The organism is Mesorhizobium shonense, from assembly GCF_040545255.1.
Lineage (GTDB): Bacteria > Pseudomonadota > Alphaproteobacteria > Rhizobiales > Rhizobiaceae > Mesorhizobium > Mesorhizobium shonense.
Genome location: NZ_JBEPLM010000002.1, coordinates 41,145 through 61,403, shown reverse-complemented (window position 1 = coordinate 61,403; position 20,259 = coordinate 41,145). Strand labels below are relative to the sequence as shown.

At 60.1% G+C, this 20,259-nt stretch carries 20 protein-coding genes; 6 read left to right on the top strand and 14 right to left on the bottom strand.

Features of this window, described 5'->3' with window-relative positions:
- Nucleotides 1–268: 268 nt before the first annotated feature.
- From ABID26_RS05735 to ABID26_RS05715, 5 genes are all read left to right on the top strand, one after another.
- A complete protein-coding gene (locus ABID26_RS05735) occupies nucleotides 269–1,444 on the top strand; it encodes an ABC transporter ATP-binding protein (RefSeq protein ID WP_354414355.1) in 1,176 nt (391 codons plus the stop codon).
- Between the two features lie 110 nt (nucleotides 1,445–1,554).
- On the top strand, nucleotides 1,555–2,412 hold the full coding sequence (locus ABID26_RS05730; RefSeq protein ID WP_354415025.1) for a carbohydrate ABC transporter permease: 858 nt from the start codon (nucleotides 1,555–1,557) through the stop codon (nucleotides 2,410–2,412).
- Nucleotides 2,409–3,245, top strand: a complete 837-nt coding sequence (locus ABID26_RS05725; protein ID WP_354414353.1) for a carbohydrate ABC transporter permease — start codon at nucleotides 2,409–2,411, stop codon at nucleotides 3,243–3,245. Before ABID26_RS05730 ends, ABID26_RS05725 begins: the two co-directional genes overlap by 4 nt.
- A 32-nt stretch (nucleotides 3,246–3,277) precedes the next feature.
- Nucleotides 3,278–4,546: an extracellular solute-binding protein gene (locus ABID26_RS05720; protein WP_354414350.1), complete on the top strand. Its 1,269-nt coding sequence runs from the start codon at nucleotides 3,278–3,280 to the stop codon at nucleotides 4,544–4,546.
- Between the two features lie 43 nt (nucleotides 4,547–4,589).
- The gene (locus ABID26_RS05715) at nucleotides 4,590–5,354 is read left to right on the top strand and encodes an HpcH/HpaI aldolase family protein (protein WP_354414349.1); all 765 of its coding nucleotides are present in this window, start codon (nucleotides 4,590–4,592) and stop codon (nucleotides 5,352–5,354) included.
- A gap of 92 nt (nucleotides 5,355–5,446) precedes the next feature.
- Here the strand turns inward: ABID26_RS05715 and ABID26_RS05710 are convergent, their stop codons facing one another.
- The 7 genes from ABID26_RS05710 to ABID26_RS05680 all read right to left on the bottom strand — a co-directional run bounded on the left by ABID26_RS05710 (nucleotide 5,447) and on the right by ABID26_RS05680 (nucleotide 11,946).
- Nucleotides 5,447–6,268: a class I SAM-dependent methyltransferase gene (locus tag ABID26_RS05710; RefSeq protein WP_354414346.1), complete on the bottom strand. Its 822-nt coding sequence runs from the start codon at nucleotides 6,266–6,268 to the stop codon at nucleotides 5,447–5,449.
- 40 nt (nucleotides 6,269–6,308) lie between these two features.
- Nucleotides 6,309–7,433 (bottom strand): aminotransferase-like domain-containing protein, encoded by a 1,125-nt coding sequence (locus ABID26_RS05705; protein ID WP_354414343.1) that lies wholly within the window; start codon nucleotides 7,431–7,433, stop codon nucleotides 6,309–6,311.
- 283 nt (nucleotides 7,434–7,716) lie between these two features.
- Nucleotides 7,717–8,325, bottom strand: a complete 609-nt coding sequence (locus ABID26_RS05700; RefSeq protein ID WP_354414342.1) for a CDP-alcohol phosphatidyltransferase family protein — start codon at nucleotides 8,323–8,325, stop codon at nucleotides 7,717–7,719.
- 30 nt (nucleotides 8,326–8,355) lie between these two features.
- Complete coding sequence (locus tag ABID26_RS05695) at nucleotides 8,356–9,147, bottom strand: phosphocholine cytidylyltransferase family protein (protein ID WP_354414339.1); 792 nt, start codon at nucleotides 9,145–9,147, stop codon at nucleotides 8,356–8,358.
- A 24-nt stretch (nucleotides 9,148–9,171) separates the two neighbouring features.
- Entirely contained in the window at nucleotides 9,172–10,356 is a 1,185-nt protein-coding gene (locus tag ABID26_RS05690) for an aminotransferase class I/II-fold pyridoxal phosphate-dependent enzyme (RefSeq protein WP_354414336.1), read from the bottom strand.
- Between the two features lie 38 nt (nucleotides 10,357–10,394).
- Nucleotides 10,395–11,333, bottom strand: coding sequence for a phosphoenolpyruvate mutase (aepX, locus tag ABID26_RS05685; protein ID WP_354414333.1), 939 nt, complete (start codon nucleotides 11,331–11,333; stop codon nucleotides 10,395–10,397).
- A 400-nt stretch (nucleotides 11,334–11,733) separates the two neighbouring features.
- Entirely contained in the window at nucleotides 11,734–11,946 is a 213-nt protein-coding gene (locus ABID26_RS05680) for a helix-turn-helix domain-containing protein (protein ID WP_040972957.1), read from the bottom strand.
- 141 nt (nucleotides 11,947–12,087) lie between these two features.
- Between ABID26_RS05680 and ABID26_RS05675 the strand changes: the two genes are divergently transcribed.
- On the top strand, nucleotides 12,088–12,327 hold the full coding sequence (locus ABID26_RS05675; protein ID WP_354415023.1) for a DNA -binding domain-containing protein: 240 nt from the start codon (nucleotides 12,088–12,090) through the stop codon (nucleotides 12,325–12,327).
- A 338-nt stretch (nucleotides 12,328–12,665) separates the two neighbouring features.
- On the opposite strand, the gene ubiM is transcribed toward ABID26_RS05675, so the two are convergent.
- From ubiM to ABID26_RS05640, 7 genes are all read right to left on the bottom strand, one after another.
- On the bottom strand, nucleotides 12,666–13,847 hold the full coding sequence (ubiM, locus tag ABID26_RS05670; RefSeq protein ID WP_354414329.1) for a 5-demethoxyubiquinol-8 5-hydroxylase UbiM: 1,182 nt from the start codon (nucleotides 13,845–13,847) through the stop codon (nucleotides 12,666–12,668).
- Nucleotides 13,848–14,570: 723 nt separating this feature from the next.
- Complete coding sequence (gene ccoS, locus ABID26_RS05665) at nucleotides 14,571–14,726, bottom strand: cbb3-type cytochrome oxidase assembly protein CcoS (protein ID WP_354415021.1); 156 nt, start codon at nucleotides 14,724–14,726, stop codon at nucleotides 14,571–14,573.
- A complete protein-coding gene (locus ABID26_RS05660) occupies nucleotides 14,723–16,993 on the bottom strand; it encodes a heavy metal translocating P-type ATPase (RefSeq protein ID WP_354414327.1) in 2,271 nt (756 codons plus the stop codon). The genes ccoS and ABID26_RS05660 overlap by 4 nt, the downstream gene beginning before the upstream one ends.
- Entirely contained in the window at nucleotides 16,990–17,487 is a 498-nt protein-coding gene (locus ABID26_RS05655; protein WP_354414325.1) for a FixH family protein, read from the bottom strand. Before ABID26_RS05655 ends, ABID26_RS05660 begins: the two co-directional genes overlap by 4 nt.
- The gene (ccoG, locus tag ABID26_RS05650; protein ID WP_354414322.1) at nucleotides 17,484–19,043 is read right to left on the bottom strand and encodes a cytochrome c oxidase accessory protein CcoG; all 1,560 of its coding nucleotides are present in this window, start codon (nucleotides 19,041–19,043) and stop codon (nucleotides 17,484–17,486) included. The genes ABID26_RS05655 and ccoG overlap by 4 nt, the downstream gene beginning before the upstream one ends.
- A 200-nt stretch (nucleotides 19,044–19,243) precedes the next feature.
- Nucleotides 19,244–20,107: a cytochrome-c oxidase, cbb3-type subunit III gene (gene ccoP, locus ABID26_RS05645; RefSeq protein WP_354414320.1), complete on the bottom strand. Its 864-nt coding sequence runs from the start codon at nucleotides 20,105–20,107 to the stop codon at nucleotides 19,244–19,246.
- Nucleotides 20,108–20,109: 2 nt separating this feature from the next.
- Nucleotides 20,110–20,259 (bottom strand): cbb3-type cytochrome oxidase subunit 3, encoded by a 150-nt coding sequence (locus tag ABID26_RS05640; RefSeq protein WP_354414318.1) that lies wholly within the window; start codon nucleotides 20,257–20,259, stop codon nucleotides 20,110–20,112.

Sequence of the window (20,259 nt, the reverse complement as noted above, 5' to 3'; positions counted from 1 at the left end):
CCATGAGTTCCGGCCCAGGATGGGTGCATGACATTTCCGCTCAATAGTTTGGCTTTCTTACTTATTGCTTTGTGCAACGTGAGCGAACAGCTCGCATTGCATATCGCCATCAAATCTGGCGCAGGTTACCCAATCGTCTTGCGTTGGGCACGTTTGACAGCTGGTCTATCAGACCGCTTGAGCGCTGCGTCCTTTGCCATCCGAGGTGCGCGGCGACGAGGTCAGTTGGCCGTGTCGTCGCTTCCGTGAGGAATGAGGAGGCCGCCGCGTGAGTGGGATTACCATAAGAAATATTCACAAGTCGTTCGGGGCCACAAGGGTGCTGCATGACGTTTCGCTCTCGATTGCGGATGGCGAGTTCCTGACCCTGCTCGGCCCGTCGGGATGCGGAAAATCGACATTGTTGCGCATACTGGCCGGGCTCGAGGTCCAGGACATGGGCAGCATCGAGATTGGCGGTCGTGTGGTGGATGGAGTACGCCCGAAGCGTCGCGACGTGGCGATGGTGTTCCAATCCTATGCGCTTTACCCGCATATGAGTGTCGCCGCGAACATCGCCCTGCCGTTGCGAATGCGACGACTGAGCCGCGCGCAGCGCCTGCCACTCATCGGCCGATGGCTACCAGGCTCCGGGCCGGTGATAAGCGGGATCGAGATGGAGGTTTCTCGCACCGCCGAAGCGCTGGGAATTGCGCATCTGCTCAATCGCAAACCGGGACAACTGTCCGGCGGACAACGTCAGCGGGTGGCGGTCGGTCGCGCCATGGTGCGCCATCCTGCCGTGTTTTTGATGGACGAGCCGCTCAGCAATCTCGACGCCAAGCTGAGGGTCCAAATGCGTGCCGAGATCAAGGACCTGCACAGGCGCCTTGGGGTGACATTTGTCTATGTGACGCACGACCAGGCGGAAGCGATGACGCTGTCCGATCGTGTCGTTGTGATGCGCGACGGCGAGATGTTGCAAGTTGCTCCGCCCCAGGAGATCTATGCCAACCCGAACGACATACGCGTGGCTGAGTTCCTCGGATCGCCAAAGATCAACATGGTGGGCGCAACAATGCGCGAACCTGGCTTGGTCGATCTTGCGGGCTGCGCCCTTCCGGTTGCTTGCGAGATAGCGCCGGGGTCCAAATTCACTGTCGGCATCCGCCCAGAGGCTTTCCAGTTTGCTGAACATTCCGGCCCGGGGGTGATCACCGGCTCGGTACGCATGGTCGAGCATATGGGCTCCGATTTGTTCGTTTATTTCGACCCGTCCGGCCTCCGGCAACCGTTGATAGCCAGGCTCTCCGCCGAGCGCGCACCCCATATTGTCGCCGGACAGACGCTGCATGTCTCAGTCAGATCGGACCAGCTGCTCGTCTTCGACCGCGACGGTCGTCGGGTTCGTGCGCGAGACGTCTCGCGCGCTCACTCGTCCACGCCAGTCAGGGAATGGGCCTGATGAGCGCAAGCCTGCCTGTTGTCAGTCGGCTTGCCCAGCCTGCGGAAGGGGTCGCGCGGAAGCTATCGTCGCGCGTCTCGCTGCCACGAAGACACTCGTTGCATGAGGCAATGTGGGGTTGGGCACTGATTGCGCCCGCTCTCGTCTTTCTGGTCGTTCTGTTCTTCCTGCCGGTTATCGGCGTCTTTGTCATAGCGTTCAGCGACTGGCAGTTCGGCGCCAGCTCGCTTTCCTTCGTCGGCCTCGCAAACTTCCGCGAAGTCATCTTTGACGAGGGTTTTCGAGCGTCGCTGATCAATACTGTCGTCTATGCAGTGATGGTTGTTCCGGGAACCGTCCTTGCAGGACTTTTGATCGCGCTGCTCATAGAGAGCAGCCATTCGTGCCGCGCTCTTTATCGAGCAGTTCATTTTTTGCCCTTCATGGCCACGGCAACTGCAATGGCGATCTCGTGGGAGGCCTTGCTCCATCCCACCATTGGCCTGGTTAACCACAGCTTCGCGGCCCTTGGTTTACCTGTCGCCAACTGGCTGCGCGACGAAACGACGGCCCTGCCTGTTCTCGCCGTTATCGGCATCTGGCAGAATCTCGGTTACGCCATGGTGCTCTTCATGGCGGGGCTGAAATCGATCCCGCTCGATTTATACGACGCCGCTGATGTTGACGGGGCCGATCACTGGCTCGATCGCCTGCGGACCGTCACCATTCCAATGCTTGGACCGGTGTCAATGTTCGTCGTCATCGTTGTGGCGCTTAGAGCTTTCGAAACCTTCGACACGGTCCAGATCCTGACCCAAGGCGGCCCGGGCCACTCCTCCGAAATGCTGCTCTACACGATCTACCGGGAAAGTTTTGAATATTTGCGTGCGGGCTATGGCGCCGCGGTCGCCATCGTCTTTCTCGCAATCGTCATGGCGCTGACCCTGCTCCAGGCGGGTCGCATGGACAAACGGGTACACTATCAATGAGCGCGATCCGCCTTCCTCCTGCGGCCGCCATCCTGCGCCACGGCGTGCTGGTTCTCACGTCCGCATTCATTCTCGTACCCTTCGTTTGGATGGTCAGCCTGTCGCTCAAATCGCCTAATGAGATTTTTCGGGCGACCTTCTCGGTCCTTCCGGCACATTTTTATGGTGTCGACAATTACGCCAAGGCGATCACTTCGGTGCCTCTGCCGCGGTACATGGGCAACGGCCTCCTTGTCTGCGCTCTGATCCTGGCAGCACAAATTCTCGTGTGCGCGCCGGCGGCTTACGCTCTGGCCAAGCTCAAGTTCTGGGGTCGCGATTTCATTTTCGCCATGGTTCTGGTCGGGCTGCTTCTGCCGCACCAGGTGCTGTCGCTTCCCTTGTTCATCCTCTGCTACAAACTCGACATCCTGAACACGTACTTGGCCCTGGTTATTCCATACGTCGTCTCGCCGTTCGGTATTTTTCTCTTCCGCCAATTCTTCAAGAAGATCCCGAACGACATTGTTCACGCGGCTCGGCTTGATGGCCTGAGCGAACTTGCCATCGTCTGGAAAATCATGGTGCCGATGGCGCTGCCTGCCGTCATCGCGTTTTCCATCTTCTCGGTTGTCGCTCACTGGAACGATCTTTTCTGGCCGCTGATTGCAGTGCGCGACGGCAACCTGATGCCTGCGCCGCTCGGGATCATGGCCTTCAAGAACGAAGAGGCCGGGAATGACTACGGCCCATTGATGGCCGCATCGACACTGGTCGTCGCCCCTTTGCTCATCGCATTCCTGGCCGCGCAGAAGTGGTTCGTGGAGGGAATGACTGGTGGGTCGGTGAAATGAACGCAGCTCACAAATACAATGAGGATCAACCAATGTTCGAAATCACGCGGCGCCATTTTCTCGCCGGTTCATCATCCATCTTCCTTACCACGGGGTCTGTCGCGCGCGCGGCGCCCTCGGATGCGCTGCGCGTAGTCGCGCTCCCCTCCATATTCGCCGACATGTATTCCGCGCTGGGAGCTGCCTATCAGGCGGGACATGACGTTGCGTTGAACATAGACACCTCGATTCGAGAGGATGAGACCGCCATCACCACCGTGCTGCGCTCGGCAATGGTTGGGGAACTGCCGGACGTCCTGTTCATCAGCCCGAACTGTCTTCGTGTATTCGCCGACAGAAAGCTTGCGCAGAGCCTGGATGATTACCAGCGCAACGAAGCCGGTTGGGGACAAAGTTTCTCACCGGCCGTGACACGAATCGGCCGCTTTGGAGCAAGCATGCATGGCCTTGGCTTTGCGGTCTCGATGCCGGTGATCCTCTATAATCTCGACCTCTTGAAGCGAATTGGCGTCAGCGAGCCGCCGGACTCCTGGGAAGCAATCACGGCGCTGGGCCGCAAACTCGATGCCATGGGCAAAGGCCAGGTCGTGGGCGCGTTTATGGAGTACGACAACGGCGGCAACTGGACGTTCCATTGCCTCTTGAATGGGTTTGGCGGCCGCATCTTGGCCGATGACGAACACAACGTCGGATTTGTCGGGCCCGAAGGGCTCGCCGCTCTTGGAATCTTGCGGGATTTCGGCGCATGCGGACAAGCGCGAGCGGACATGTCACGCGATCAGGCACGACAGGCATTTTCCGCGGGCCAGATCGGCATCCTGTGTACGTCAAGCAGCAGTTACGCGGCTATCGCCAAACGCGCCGAAGGACAGTTTCAAATTGCGATGCGGCCGTTCCCGGTTGCGAATGAAGCCGGTCACCTGCCCGCCGCCGGACCCATCAGCATCATGTTCTCCAAGGATCCGGAGCAGCGACAAAAGGCATGGGAGTTCATGAAATTCGCTTCAGGTGTCGCGGGGCAGACGATCGTGGCGACGCGCACGGCTTATCTCCCGGCCAACGATCTCGCGCTCAGCACCGAAGCGCTCCGGCAATATTATGCATCGCGTCCCAACATCCAGGCGCTGATCCCGGCGTTGTCGGTGATGGGACCCTGGGAAGCGTTCCCAGGCGAGAACTCCGTCAAGATCACCACCGTGATAAAGAACCACTTGGCGTCGGTGGTTTTGCTGAAAGCCGCGCCCAAGCAGGCACTGGAGCAGATGGGACGTGACGTCTCCGATTTGCTGCCGCTGCATTGACCGACCCTGACCCCAACCACTCCTCGATCAAAGGTGATATCCAATGGCATCATTCCTAAAGCGTGACTTGTCGGCCTCTCGCGCGCTAAAAGAAAAACTCCGCTCCGGGGGCTTCGGCACCCTGGTACACTCCAGTCATCCGTCGCCCAGCCTAGTTGAAAAATTGGCTGAATGCGGGTTCGATGCCGTCCTCATCGACTGTGAACACGGTTCGGCCGGCCCGGAACGGGTGGAAGAGATGGCGCGCGCTTCGAGTCTGTCGGGAATCGTTTCGATCCTGCGGCCGGAAGATCCCTCGCCATGGATGGTGACCAAGTATCTCGAATGCGGCGTCGATGGTCTGATGATCCCGCTGGTGTCGGACGCGAAAGTAGCGCAGAGCATCGTGGACCGGTTCAAGTTCTCCGCGCCATTCGATCACCAGGACCGGTTGCTTATCCTGATGATTGAGACCATCGAGGCAGTCAACAACTTGCCGCAAATCATGGCCGTCGAAGGCGTCGACGCCTATCTGGTTGCTCCTGGGGACCTAGCCCTCACGATCGGCGCTCAGCCCATCACCTACGAATGGCAGCAAGGCAACAAGCCGCAAGTCGTTGCCGAAGTCGTCGACCGTGCGATCAAAACGATAGTGGACGCAGGCAAGGTCTGCGGCACGCTCGTCAACCACAGCGACGTGGGGTCCTTCGTGGATAAAGGCGTTCGGCTCGTTTATGATCATGCGAACCATATGTTGAGCTATGGCGCTCGTGAGTTCCTTGGTCGTTTGAAGCAGTCGCCATATAAGCTGGAAGCGGTTTCTGCATGATGTCAGCCTTTCAGCATGTCCCGCCAAGCCTCGGCGCGACATGCTGAACGAGGTTGAGATGATGCGCGCCATATACGGCGAGACACTGCTCGTTATGGCCGCGCTGCGAAGAGCAAAGAAGCGACGCCGCGCTCGATGAACGTCCCGGTGGGCGACACCGCCGAGAGTCGGGACCGCAAGCCGTCCTCGAATACCGGCCGTCGGTCGCCGAGTACCCCAGGGCAAGCCTTGGATGTGGACAAGATATAGCCGACGAGCGAATCCAGATCCCAATGATGCTCGTAAGGAAAGCTTTTGTCCTGAATGTCGCTGAAGGCAGAACGGGCAAGGATGACACCATTCGATTCCTTCAAGGCAGGTCGGATACCTTCCCTCCCCGCCGGAAAGAAGCCGCCCCAGAAAGCCTCGGTATAGGCGAGTTGTTCCAACCACCAATCATCGGGTGAGCAGTTCGAACGGTGCCTCGAAATGACAGCGATAGCACAGTCGTGCGCCGCCACCTTCTCAAGGTGCTTCAGGACCCGCTCCCGATCCATCCAATGGAACGCGCCCGCTATCGTGACCAGTGAAAACGGGCCGATGTCCAAGCCAAGCTCCTCGGATTTTGCGGTCACGAAGCAGACGTTCCGAGCGCCGGACCTGGCGGCGTATTGGCGTGCCTCATCGATCATACCTTGATCGGGGTCCACGGCGATGACTTCATCGGCAAATCGAGCAAGCGGAACGCTGATCTGGCCCGTTCCACAGCCAAGATCGAGCAAGATCGCCGGCTCTCGGCCAGAAAGGTAATTTTGTGTCAAGAAATCGAACATCGCGGCCGGATATTCTGCTTGGTAGCGGGCAAAATAGTAAGCGGCTCCCGCAAACAGATCCGCAGGCGCGGTGCTCATTATTTGACGGTCTGTTGTGCTCATTTCCGGTATTCCTTTTCTTGATGGATCACTGCATCCGTCTTCATGGTGGGTCGTGTGAGAGATGGGCGGAAAGGATTTCCGCAACGATCGACAAACCGGCATGAAGCTGCGCGTGATCCTGGGGACCTGTAATCGCCACGCGGATCGCATTGGGAGGTGGCTGATCGTCCACCGAAAAGACCCTGGCGGATCTAATCTGGACGCCAGCCGCCAGAGCGGCTTCGACGACTGCGTCACAGCTCGCATTGGCAGGCAGTTCTATCCACAAGTGCAAAGCCCCCGGCACGGTTTTGGCGCCGGATCGGCCAAGATGCTGCAGGGCCAATTGTTGCCTTGCCGTGACTTCGACACGCGCGGTGTCGACGATTTGCCCAGCGTCGCCCCATTCGACCCAATGCGCAACGAGCTCGCAGGACAAAGAGTTGGCAAACATCGACGACGACCTTAGATGCGGCCTCAATACATCTGCCGCCGCTCGGCCCTCGGGTATCGCCAGATAGGCCAATCTGAGGCCCATCGCGAAGCACTTGGAAACGCTCATAATGTACCAGGTGGTATCCGGGGCGTGGGCGTACAGTGATGGCGGTGCTTCTGGATGGAGACGGCCGAGCACATCGTCTTCTATGATCGCAATGTTGTGCGCTCGTGCCACGCGGACAATTTCGGTTCGCCGACTTTGTGACATGACTGCCGTGGTGGGATTCTGGACTGTCGGGGTGCAGTAGAGAAGTTTGGGGCTGGCTCGCCGACATAGAGCCTCGAGCGCGGCCGGCTCGACCCCTTCCTCGTCCATTTCGACACCGATTACGATAAGGCCGAGCGACAAGGCTATCGGACGTATCAGGAGATAGGCCAGCTTTTCGGCCACAATGACGTCACCCGGTTTGCACAAGTGCCGCAGTATGACGACGAGCGCGTTTTGGGTGCCGTTGGTCACCAGGATGCGATCCGCGGGGAGGATCTCACCGACGCGCGGCTTTATCCATATGGAGCCGATCTCGCGATCCCGTTCCTCTCCACCGGGCCGATTTTTCCGGATCCGCCAGTGGAGCTGCGATTGCGAGGCCAGTTCGACGAGGGATCGAGACAAAGCCTCTCCCAGAAAAGATGGGCACGGCGGCAGCGCGGTGGAAAGATCGATTGCGCTGGTTCGCGGACGGCTCATGAGGCGCTCCCTGGTTTTCGTGGGTGCCGACAAGGGGCAAGAAGCTTGAAGTCGTGGCTGTCGTGGTTTGCGAACGTACCGGCGAGCGACCTCGGGAACGACAGCGCCAAACGCGAAGTTGCATCATGCAACATTGGCGATGGACGAACGAAGAAACAAAGCGCGATGTGACATGGCTTATCGATTGTTCAGCCGTTCGTCGGCCTGCCGCAACGGCTGAGCACGGTCGCCCGGACACAAAGGGTATGTCGGCCTGCCGTGCTCGCGGCACTTCCCGCCGGCCTCAAGACGCGCCCCGAAATGCGAGCGTCGCGGATGCAACGACGCAAAACGCCGTCACGACCAAATACATGGAGCCCGCGGTTTTAGGCACACGGACCGGCGAGACGTGGAGAATGGCGAGCAGGATGAGGAGGAATGCGAACAGCTTCGCGAAAATACTTTCGGGGAGAGTGGGACGAAGCAAGAACACAATCGCCGTCACCGGCATGACCCAGCTGGTCGGCACTCCGACGAACCGCCCTGCCGGAGACCCGACCACGTTGAAGAAACTCAGCCGCAAGGCGCTGGCGACGACGAGAACGGCTCCAGAAACAACGCACAGTGGCGATCCGTGCCCGACGACGATCAGGGTCACGGCTGGAAAAATTCCAGCGCTGACGAGATCGGCGAGTGAGTCCAAATTCTTGCCGACCTCTGCCGTTTCCGCCGAACGGCTGCCGCGCATTCGCCGCGCGACGACGCCGTCGAAATGATCAGCCAAGAGCGCCCACAAAACGATTGCCACGCCGATCTCCGGAAACCCGGCGATCGAGAGATCGATGCCGATCCAGGAGAGTGCGAGGCCCATGGCGGTCATTGCATTTGCTGGATCGACAAGCAGGCGGATCATCGAGACCTCCCTCGCTGATTATCGCAGGTGCTACGCCCAGGCGGGGTGGAGCGGCTGCGCGGCATCAGCAAAGATGCTGTGCGCGCTGTTAAGATCCTCGGCACTGTCGATCTCGCACCATTTCACGCCATCGCAACGGGCCGCGGCCAGTTGGAGCCCGCGCCTTTCCACGAGATAGGCAAGAAGTTCCTCTATGTGAGCCTGCGTAGCACCTGAGCCTATGACCTCGTCGAGCGCGGGAACGATGAGGTCCGTGAGGGTAGACGCGGCCAAACGCAGAAGATTCATTGTCTTGAAGAGCTTGGGCCCGCTTTCGGCAAGATCTGCCGCGGTCTGCTTTGTGCGGAAAGTCGAGATCAATCCGCTCGCCGAAAGCACCGCCGCAGACCCTTGCATCGTAGCGTCGAACGTTACAACGGCGGCAACGTCGGCGGCATCGACAATATTAAGACGATGGAGTGCATCCTCTTCGAAGAAGACGTCGCCTTCGAGAAGATAGCAATCCCCCGAAAGCAGTATATCGCGGGCTAGCCAAAGCGAATAGGCGCTGCCGGTGCGGTCGAAAACCGTTGACTCCACATACGTGATCTCGACGCCGTGGAAGCGGTTGCCGCATGCGTATTGAATAGCGTCTTTGCGGTAGCCGACGACGACTATGACCTCTTCCACGCCGATTGCTGCGAGGTTTCGCAGCGCATTGTGCAGGATCGATGTGCCGTTGACTTCGATCAGGGGCTTCGGCCGCAGATCGGTCAGCGGGCGCAGACGTGAGCCCATTCCGGCGGCGAGAATGACGGCTTTCTTGGGCGCGGCGACAGGCATGTCGATCCCCCTTTCTTCGTGGTGTCATTTCCAGCTGTTGAGGACATCAACCAGCCGGGTTAGCCCGGTTTCGAGTTCTTCGGGAGGAATTCCATAGGACAGGCGCAGACCGAGGGGGTCGCCGAAGGCGGTGCCGGATACAGCTGCGACGCCGGCGTCGGCAAGGAGCGAGGTCACAACGTCATCGGCGCTCGCCCGACCATTCTTGGATGCGGGTCGCAACTTGGAAAGATCAAGATAAAAATAAATGCCGCCCTGCGCCCGAGGCGCGGGGATCCGCCTCAATGAGGAGAGGATGCTGAGACCGATCTGTCTGGAACTTGCCAGCTGCAAGGCCAGCTTGCTCTCGTGGCGGCCGTCTCCCCGCTCGAGGTGAGCCAGCACCGCATGTTGGGCGATCACATTGGGATTTGAGGTGGTATGGGACTGCAAGGCCCTGACGGCATCAACCACTTCCTTGGGAGCCGCCAGATAGCCGATCCGCCAACCCGTCAGGGCCAGCGACTTGCTGAATCCGTTGACGACAATTGTTCGAGACCTGACTTCGGGCACAACCGAGACAATCGGGTAATGGGCATGATGGCCGTAGACGAAGTTGGCATAGCATTCATCGAAAATGACCCACAGGTCACGGTTGATCGCCAGTCGGGCGATCGCCGTCAGCGTATCGAAATCGTAGACCGCACCCGACGGGTTGGCGGGCGTATTGACGACGATGGCACGGGTCTTTTCGGTCAATGCCGCAGCGATATCCTGGATCCGCGGGACGTAGGCGTTGGAACGCGTGTCGACGAAAACCGGCTTGCCACCTGCAATTAGGACCTGGGCCGAGAACGTCGTCCAGTAGGGACAAGGGATAATGACCTCGTCACCTGGATTCAGTAGCACCATGGTCGTATTGAAGAGCGCTTGCTTGGCGCCTGTCGTTACCGCGATCTCGTCGGCTTTCCAGGTTTGACCCGTATCGAAGGAGACCTTGCGCGCCAGCGCCTCGCGCAATTCCATCATGCCGATCGTATCGGTGTAACGATTGACGCCGTTGTCGATAGCATTGATCGCGCCTTCGCGAATGGTCGGAGCGAGCTCGCTCCAGATCTCGCCAGCGGTCAGGTCGATCACCTCTTGGCGGCTGTGGGCTGCCTGTCTTGCGGCGGCCCGCGCCGCGGCGGTTCCAGATGAACCGAACGAGCCTGTGCGTCGAGCAAGCATCGGCGCCTCCTTGCCTTGATTTGGGAAGTCAGGCCCGTTTATCGGGCACCGCTCGCAATTTGCGGCAGATATTTTTGTTCGGCCGCGGACAGCTCTTGATATTTCAGCAGATCAAAGAGGTCTTCGAGCGTCGCAACGTCGCGCTCGATCCCGGCGGTGCTCTCTTCGCGGATGATGCGGTCGCAAACCTGGCGCATGGCCGAGATCGCGGCACGCATATTATGGTTCGCCCAAATCACGGTTGAGATTTGTGCCGCTCTGTATTGCGCGACCGGCGCGCGGTAATATTTCGTCGGGACGATCACTACCGGAAGACGGTTCCTCCAGGCGCGGCTGAAGGCGAGAATTTCCGCTGCGTCTGGTTTGCGCGAATGGATCAAGATCGCGTCGGCACCCGCGTCAGCATAAGCATGTGCCCGCGTCAGCGCCTCATCCTGACCATGCCCCGCGATGAGTGCCTCGATCCGCGCGACCACAACAAATTCCGGATCCGGCACGTGGTCCCGAATAGCCTGCAGACGTCCGCAGAACTCACCGATCTCAGCGAGTGAGTGCCGGTCTGCGACAAACGAGTTCTTTTTTGGGAAGCTCTTATCCTCGACGCAGACACCGGCCGCCCCGCGTTGGTGCAGCTTGCGCGCGAACAGGCGCGCGTTGTTGAAATTCCCGAATCCGCTGTCGCCGTCGACAAGAACAGGTATTTGCGTGGCCTCAACGATTCTGTGAACAGCATCGACGATCTCAGTCCACGACGCTTCGTTCGCATCGCGATAGCCCAGGCAGGACGAGATCGACAGTCCTGAGGCCCACAGACCTCGAAAGCCGGCGGCCTCCGCGACCGACGCCGACAGGGCGTCGTGGGCTTCCATAAGGAAAGCGATTTCATTCGAACATACCAGAGTCCGCAACGCCGATGCGGTCGATGCTTGGCGAGTTCCATTGTTAGAGTTCGCGGTTACGGTCACATCTCTTATCATAGTTATGAATCCGGTTGCCGACCCGGGATCAATAACGTAGCCGGCCAAATATGTTTTACAATCTTCCTCCAGATCACAAACACATTACACGATAGAACTAACAATAAAAGCTAGTCTTGTGAAACTTTCGTTACATCATTGTTTAACGATTTCGGAACTTCGAAGCGACAATAAACAATCGGCCACGATCATTCCTGGCTGTCGAACCCCTCAACGATATTGGCCTTTTGCTGTCACGCCGGAAAACGCCTGACGCGGCCATCGGGCCGACCGCATCGCCGAGCAGGCTCGATTTCCCGAGCGTCCGGTGAGCGCCGTCTGCGCGCAGGCGCCGTTCAGTTCAAGGGGTTGAGCGCCGCCATCTAACGAGTCATGCCGACGGGAAATATGGATTCCTTGATCACCGGGGCGGCTTGATCAATTCGCAAGGATCAACATTAAGAGCTTTTGCGAGCCGACCCAGGACACTTACGCTCGCGGAGACGCGGCCGCGCTCGATTGAGCCCACATAACGCATGCTGAGCTGCGCGAGAGCCGCCAATTCCTCCTGCGTCAGGTCCTGATGATGGCGCACGCGACGCATGTTGATCGCCATCACCTCTTTGAGGTCCATGGCGATATACGGACCAGACCCGGAACTATCGTTCTAGGAACGATCGTTCCTATTCGTTATAGTGAGCCGCTCAAAACACATCTGGGATCGTGGAAGACGCGCCCGGAAGCCGAACTCGCACAAAGCCACTTGGACATCGAAATGCAAGACGAAGTTCCCTGGTCAGATAGCCTCACGGCTTACGACAAAGAGCATTTTACGACCTATATGCGGTTCCTGGACGCCGCCGCCGACGGTGCCAGTTACGAGGAAATGGCGCAGCTGATCCTCGGCATCGATCCCGAACGCGAACCGGAACGCGCCCGCAATGCGGCCCGCAGCCATCTCGATCGGGCGAACTGGATGGTGACGACAGGCTACAGGGAATTGTTCGCGGGCTGACTGGCGTTCCGACAAGAAAAAAGACACGGCAGTCCGACAATGGGGGCGGTGCCAGTGGTGAGATGTGGACCAGAGCGCTTCGCCTATCCTGCGGACGGGAGCATTTGTGCCAGCATACGGCGATGCAGGCTGGGGCAAGATCCGGCGGAGGCCCCGTTTCCTTCAGCCAGCGCGACCTCGGGGCCGACGAAAATGTCACCCACGAACTCGGGAACGAAGACTCCAGCCGGAAATCCCCGCCGAATCGCGCGCCAGGGACAGGAACTTTCTCGGGGGGAACGTCGCAGCGCACCTGGCAATCCATCTGCCGCGATAGCCGAAATCCACTGGCAGCTTCTTCATCGCCCAAGCACGTTCGCAATGCCGTGCCGGACGAACGGAAGATATTGACCCAAGCGAAGCCCCGCATGTCTTGCAAATCGGGCCGCCGGGTGCTCGTTTGAGTAGATCCCGACGAGTAGATTGGTAGCGTGATACAGAGGTGCCGCCGTCAAGCGCAGCCGGCTCTCGTATCTGCGCAACATGTCGGGGTCGGCAATGTCGTGACCATTGCGAATAGCCGTCAGTATTCCGTGGGCGAGTCGCTTTTGGCCGCCCAGGCCGATGTTGAAGCCATGGGCGGTTACCGGGTGCATGCCGACGGCAGCGTCGCCGACCAGTGCGGCGCTGGGAGCCCAGAAGCTGTGCGCCCAGGTCGTGACCAGCGGATAGATATGGCGTTTGCTTGCGAGGGTCATTTTTCCGAGGCGCCCTCGACACCGGTCCGTCAATTCGATCAGGAACAGATCGTCGTCTAAAGCAAGAAGTTTATTGGCCTCGTTTGCGCGCAATGTGAGAAGCAATGACGACTCGCCCTCCATCAGCGGCAAGATCGCTATCGTCTGATGGTGATCGAACCATTCGATTGCGAGCTGATGGTGGGCGCGCTCGTGCCTGACCCGACAAATCACCATCGAGCTGCCAAGCCGATTGATGTCGGCGGCGATGCCGAGCAGGTCGCGCGTTCGCGACAGACGCGAATCTGCTGCAACGAAAAGCCGAGCGGTTAACCGCCTGCCGTCGGAAAGCTTTACGACCGCCCCTTTGCGGCTGTTGGTTACACCAACGACCGAGTGGCCGCATAGCAGCTGGACACGGTGGGGCGAGCGGATGATCTTGAACAGGGCATCGCGGATCCGACAATTTGGGACAAGAAAACCGAGTGGTTCTGCAGATCCTCTTGGAGGATTGAAACACAGAGCGAAAGGGCTCGATCCGTTGAGCACGCGCGCGCCTTGCACTGGTGACTTGTGACCAGCGGAGATGGCGTCCCAGGCGCCGAGCTCGCGAAGGATGCTGATCGAGGCGAAGGTCAAAGCGATCTCGCGACCATCGAAAGGCGGCTTCGCCAAACTTTCGAGGGCCTGCTGCTCAACCACCGCCACTTTGAGATCGCTCTTTGCAAGCGATGCGGCGAAGGAAAGTCCGACCGGCCCGGCTCCGGCGACGATGATGTCGAAACTGTTGTCGCAGCCGGCCATCAGCGCGCTGCCATCGCGTCGGCTATCTGGGTGGGATGCTGGTTGCGTTGAGCCGCAATCCGTGAACCGGTTGCCCTGGCTGCGAGTGTGCGCCGCATTGCCTCAAGCCACTGGACACAAGAATGCGCATAAATCTGCAACGAAGGATGCAGCCAGAAACGCAGCCGATGGGACCGCGGGCCGAGCCAGGCAGATTGCCAGCCAGCAAGGGGGATTCTCACCACCGCGGTTCGTTGAAGGTAACGACCACACTGTCCGTTAGACATGCATTCTCCCTTGAAGGATTGGTCGACGTAACCACGCCGGTCAGAAGATAACCTTGATCTGGATCAGCCAGACGCGGCAAAGCCGACAGCGGCGGGTTTTATGCTCGACTGGTCAACGGCCCAAGAAAATGTCGGCCATGTGGTCACGTCATCCTGGAATGACGGGCGCCCCTCCGGCGTATGTCCGGCAAAATTAATCTTGGCTGATCCGTTTTTCGCGCCAGTCGCATCGGCTCGGCAGCATTTCTAACCAAACATCGGACGCTCCTGTCTGCCATGCCAGGTACTTTGTCACGTCAGCCGCCTGCACGAAGGAACGTGTGACAAGGCTTTCGAGCGGTAGGACTAATCGAACGTCGCTTGGCGAGCTCGCTGTGGGAGCCTTGGTAGTCTTGCCCCGACCAAGTCGACCCGGCTGACCACCGCGATCCGTACAATTGCCGGCACAGTGATCTGGTCAGCGTTCCAGCTTGTCGTCCCAGTCGATGAGGATGCGCTCAGCGGCCCCGTGGAGATCCTCGTATTGACCACTCCTCAAGGCCCATAGAAAGCCGGATAGCCCAAGCGCGCCAAGGAACAGCGCTGCTGGTACGAGGTAGACGAGCGCCGTCATGAGGGCTGCACCCATGCGCGGATGCCCGCGCGCGTTGCCGAAGCAACCGTGGTAGGCGCAAAGCCTTGCAGGCGCAGCGCGTTTCCAATGACAAGCAGCGACGAGGCGGACATGGCGATGGCGGCGATCAGCGGAGTGACGTGTCCAAGAATAGCGATTGGCACGGCAATCGCATTATAGACGATCGCGATGGCGATGTTCTGGCGGACCAATCGACCCGCCCTCCGCGAGACGTCCAAGGCAAGGGGTACTGCCCATAGGCTCTCGCGAAGGAATACGAAATCCGCAGCGTTGCGGCCAATGTCGGCGGCGGTGGCCGGAGCGATCGAGACATGCGCCGCGCCCAGCGCGGGCGTGTCGTTCAGGCCATCGCCGACCATCAAGACCCGGTGACCATCATTGGTCAGCTGCCTGATCCGCTGGACCTTTCCCGAGGGCACGAGAGCGGGGGTAAAACGGTCGAGCTTTAGCGCGTCGGCGACTACGGCGCATGCGGCGACCGTATCGCCGGACAACATTTCCACCGTAAGTCCGGCATGTTTCAACTGCGCAATCGCCGTGTCCGAATCCGCCCGCAAGGCGTCCTCGAATTCGAAGGATGCGACGAGCCTTCCGTTTCGGGTCAGCACCGTCACACCGGTTTTTCTTTCGGCACCGATCCGACACTTGCCGCCAGCCCATCCCCGCCTGCCCAAGCGCCAGGTGCTGCCCGCGGCAGTCGCTTCGATGCCAAAACCCGGATGCTCTCTCATTTCATTGAACGTCGGCTGCCCGGCCGGGCTCGCGAGGCCGGCGAGCGCCTGCGAAAGCGGATGGCGGGAATGCGCGCCCATCGCGGCGGCGATGGCCAGTATGGCCGGATCGATAGACGACCTGTTGACGAGCCGGGGTTTTCCCAGCGTCAGAGTGCCCGTCTTATCGAAGACCGCCGTGTCGATCGCCGCCAGGCGTTCCAAGGCCGACCCCTCCTTGACCATGATGCCGTTGTCGAACAGTCGTCGCGCGGCGACAACCTGGACGATGGGCACGGCAAGGCCGAGTGCGCAGGGGCAGGTTATGATCAGGACGGCGATGGCGATCGTCATCGCCCTGTGCCAGTCTCCACTGGCGGCCATCCAGCCAAGAAACGTCGCGAACGCCGTCAGGTGTACCACCGGCGCATAAAGCACGGCAACGCGGTCTGCGATCCGGCGATAGTGGGCGCGGCCGCCCTCGGCCGCCTCCAGCAGACGGACCGTTTCCGCCAGGAAGGAATCCTTGGCGGCTGCGATCGCCTCGACAGTCAGCGGGCCGGTCAGGTTGAGCATGCCGGCCTGGACCAGTTCTCCCGCCTCGGCAGCTAGCGGCGTGCTCTCGCCCGAGACCAGTGAGCAATCAATGTCCGACGCGCCTTGAACGATCCTGCCGTCGACGGGTATCCGTTCGCCAGCGGCGATCAACACACGCATGCCCGGTTCGATCTCGCCGACCGGCAGATAGTCGCGTGCGCCGTTGCCGCGCAAGACCATGGCACCGCGGGCAGCCAGCCGGGACAGGCCCTTGACGGCGGTTCGGGCCTGCTCGCGTAGCAGGTGGTCCAGCGTCCGGCCGATCAGCAGAAAGAACAGCAGCGATACCGACGCGTCGAAATAGGCATGCTCGCCATGAATGACTGTCTCGTAGAGGCTCATCGCATAGCCGAGCGAAACTCCGACAGCGATCGGGACGTCCATGTTCATGCGGCCATGTCGCAGCGCATTCCAGGCCGACCGGAAGAAGATGCCGCCGCCGAATGCAAGCGCGGGAATGGCGATCAGCGCCGAGACCCAGTGGAACAGATCGCGGGTCGGCCCTTCAGCGCCCGACCAGACAGAGACTGAAAGCAGCATGATATTGCCCGCCGCGAAGCCTGCGACGGCGACTGCCCGGACCAACTCCGAAAGTATCCCGTCCTTCTCGTCGTCGTCGGTTTCGAAGAGGTGCGCCGGATGACCCAGTCCTTCGAGCGTGGCTATGATCGGCGGCACCTCACCTTCGCGCCATTGCACCGACACCCGTTTCGTCGATAGGTTGACGCGCGCGCCCTCGACGCGGTCGAGTTTTGCGAGTGCTGCCTCGATCGCCTGGATGCAGGCTCCGCAGTGGACCGTCGGGACCGACAAGTCCGACTGAACGATGCCGTCGCCAAGACGGCGGCTTGCCAGCCTGATTTCCTGGTTTGAGGGCAGGTCCGGCGTCACCCTGCCTGGGTCCGGAACCATCTCGGCGCCAGGTGCACAGCAACTCATTGCAACGCCCCATTGGAAACGATGACTCGGCGGACTTCCCGATAGGGCTTCGCAAGACCTGCGTCCGCGTCCACCTCAGCGATCCAGACGCCATTGCGGGGCGTATGCCGGGCCGCGTATTCGTGACCGGAGGCAAGGGCTAAAGTGATGGAGTAGTCCTCGGCTTCGTAGGCGGGATGACGAAACAGCACCTTGACGCCATGCAATGCGACAGGCTTGCCAGCCGCATCCGCGAGGCTGTAGCGAACCTCGCCACCGACAATCGTCAACTGGCTCTTCCAGCCAAGTGCCGCTTGAGCGCGGCCTTCATCCGCGTTCTTGTTGAATTGCTGGCTCGCCACATAGGCGTTTTCGACGATGAGCCCGGTCCAGCTTGTACTGGCAAGCGTCGCCATCAATGCATTAACGCTGACAACCACGCTGAAAAAGGCCGAGATGATGAGAAGCATGTGCCGGCCGGTGAATTCGCGAGGTTGCTCTGTTTTGGTTCTCACCTGGTCGTCTCCGGCGCGTTGAAGGTGGCGGTGTATCGGTCCGACTCCAAACCGGCCTGGTCGTTTGCGACGAACGTGAAGGTCTGTGTCTGGCCCCGGAGCTGATTGGCGGGCTGGCGCACGAAGATTTTCAAAGTTTTGAGGCGGTCGGGTTCGACCGGGATAGCGAATGAACGGCCTGCGGGCTGGTCAGAGCCAACGAGGATCATTTGCGCGCCTTCCAGTCCCTTCATCGTGACGACTATGGTTCGCGGCTCAGGGATCATGTTTAGCAGCTTCACAGTGTAACCGTTGCGGATTGATCCATCGGACAGCGTCACGAATTGTGGGTTGCGGTCGTGAAGCACGTTCACCCCGAGCCGGCTGCGGGTCATCAGTGAAAAGAGCAGTCCGATGCCGACCAGTGACAACAAGCCCATGTAGACATAGGTGCGCGGACGAGAGAGCTTGCGAAGGTGGAAATGCGTCAGTTTCTCGGAGAAAGCGCCGCCGGCGGTCCGAATGAGAGTGGGATCGATCGGGCGGGTGCCCCCTGCCGTCGCTATGGCTATGTTAGTGTTGTAGTCGGAAAGCGTCGCGTAGGAGATCAGCCCGTGTTCGCGGCCGAGCTTGTCCATGATGTTGTCGCAGGCGTCTATGCACAGCGCGCAGGTGATGCATTCGAGCTGCTGGCCATCGCGAATGTCGACCCCCATCGGGCAGACCGCGACACAGGCCTTGCAGTCGACGCAGTCGCCGACCGGCTGGCCGGCGGCTAACGCCTTCTTGGCATGGCGCGAACGCGGCTCGCCGCGCCAGTCGTTGTACGTCACGGTCAACGAATTCTCGTCGAGCATGGCGGCCTGGATGCGCGGCCACGGGCACATGTAGGTGCAGACCTGCTCGCGCATCAGTCCGCCGAACACATAGGTGGTGCCGGTCAGGACGGCGATCGTGACATAGGCGACGGGCGCGGCCGTGCCGGTGGCCACTTCACTGAGCAGCGTCGGCGCGTCGGCGAAGTAGAAGATCCAGGCGCCGCCCGTGGCAACTGCGATGACGAGCCATATGGCATGCTTGGATATGCGCAGGAAGAGCTTCCGCGCGCTCCAGGGAGCGGCATCCAGCTTCATGCGGGCATTGCGATCGCCTTCGATCGCGCGCTCCACGACAAGGAACAAGTCGACCCAGACGGTCTGCGGGCAGGTATAGCCGCACCAGGCTCGCCCGACGGTCGACGTGATCAGGAAAAGACCGACGCCTGCCATCATGAGAAGGCCGGCGACGTAGTAGAATTCCTGCGGCCAGATCTCGATGAAGAAGAAATAGAAACGACGGTTCGCCAGATCGAGGAGAACGGCCTGGTCGGGAGCGAAGGGGCCGCGGTCCCAGCGCAGCCAGGGCGTCAGGTAGTAGATGCCGAGCGTGATCGCCATCACCAGCCATTTGAACTGGCGGAAACGGCCGGATGCGCGTTTCGGGAAAATCTTCTTGCGCGCCGCGTAGAGCGGCTGGCGTGTCGTGGCGGAGTTGACCGCTTCGGCTTCAAGCCATTTTATCTGCTTGTTATCAAGCACGAGAAGCTCCGGTGACCAGCGACGATATTCGCGGCCGACACTCGACCACGGGCTTTGGCCGATGGTCGGGCGACCCTTGCCGCATGGCGGGCAGCGTCGCGTTGAGGAAGTTCAATCGCGGACTGCCGCAACGCGGTCGAGGCCCGGCTCGCGCCGGGCCTCGTCGCTTGGCGGGGGGAGGGCCGAGAATAGGCCGCCGCCTATTCTCCGCCGCCAAGCGAATGGACATAGACTGCAAGTTCCTTGACCTTGATCTCGCCGAGGCGCTCGATCCACGCTGGCATCACGCCTTGTTTCGGAGCTCGCACCTGGGCGGCAATCGCGGCCTCGCCTGGTTCATAGAGCCAGATCGCATCCGTCAGATTAGGTGCTCCGAGGTCCCGGTTGCCCTTTGCGTTCTCACCATGGCAGACAGCGCAGTTTTCCGCGAAGACCTTGGCGCCGGGCTCAATCAGGCTCTTGTCCTTGACGGCCCCCGAAAGGCTGGCAACGAAAGCGCTAACCTGGGCGATCTGTACGGGCTTGAGCACATCGACGAAGGCAGGCATCTCCGATTGGCGGGTGTCACCATCCGCGGTGAAACGAATGCCATGCGTGATCGTCTGCTGGATCTGCTCCGTCTTGCCTCCCCACAGCCAATCGTCATCGTTGAGGTTCGGAAATCCTTTCGAACCTTGCGCGCCGGATCCGTGGCATTGCACGCAGTTGACCTTGAATGCAGCACCGCCTGCGGCGACAGCAAACTCGCGCAACGCCTCGTCGGCAGCGATCTCGGAGATGGTTTTCGATCCCACGGCCGCGACATATTTGGCCTTGGCGGCTTCGGCCGCAGCCATCTCGTTCTTGACATCGTTGCGGCTGGAGAAGCCCAGAACGCCCCTGGTGGCGGAGCTCAGCATCGGCCAAGCCGGATAAGCTATGGTGTAGCCGATTGCCCAGGCGATGGTGACGTAGAAGGTGATCACCCACCACCGCGGAAGGGGGTTGTTGAGTTCCCTGATGCCGTCCCACTCATGACCGGTGGTTGAGATGCCCGACATATCATCGATATACTGCGTGCTCATGATCAGTCGTCTTTGAAGGGGATGTGTGCGGCTTCATGAGCCTGACTGCGACCGTTCGGTCGGAGCGCGAAGGCAACGCATCCAGCAAAGAAGAGCACCATGGCAAGCAGGCCACAGCTGTCGGCAAACTCGCGCATCATGTTGTATTCCAT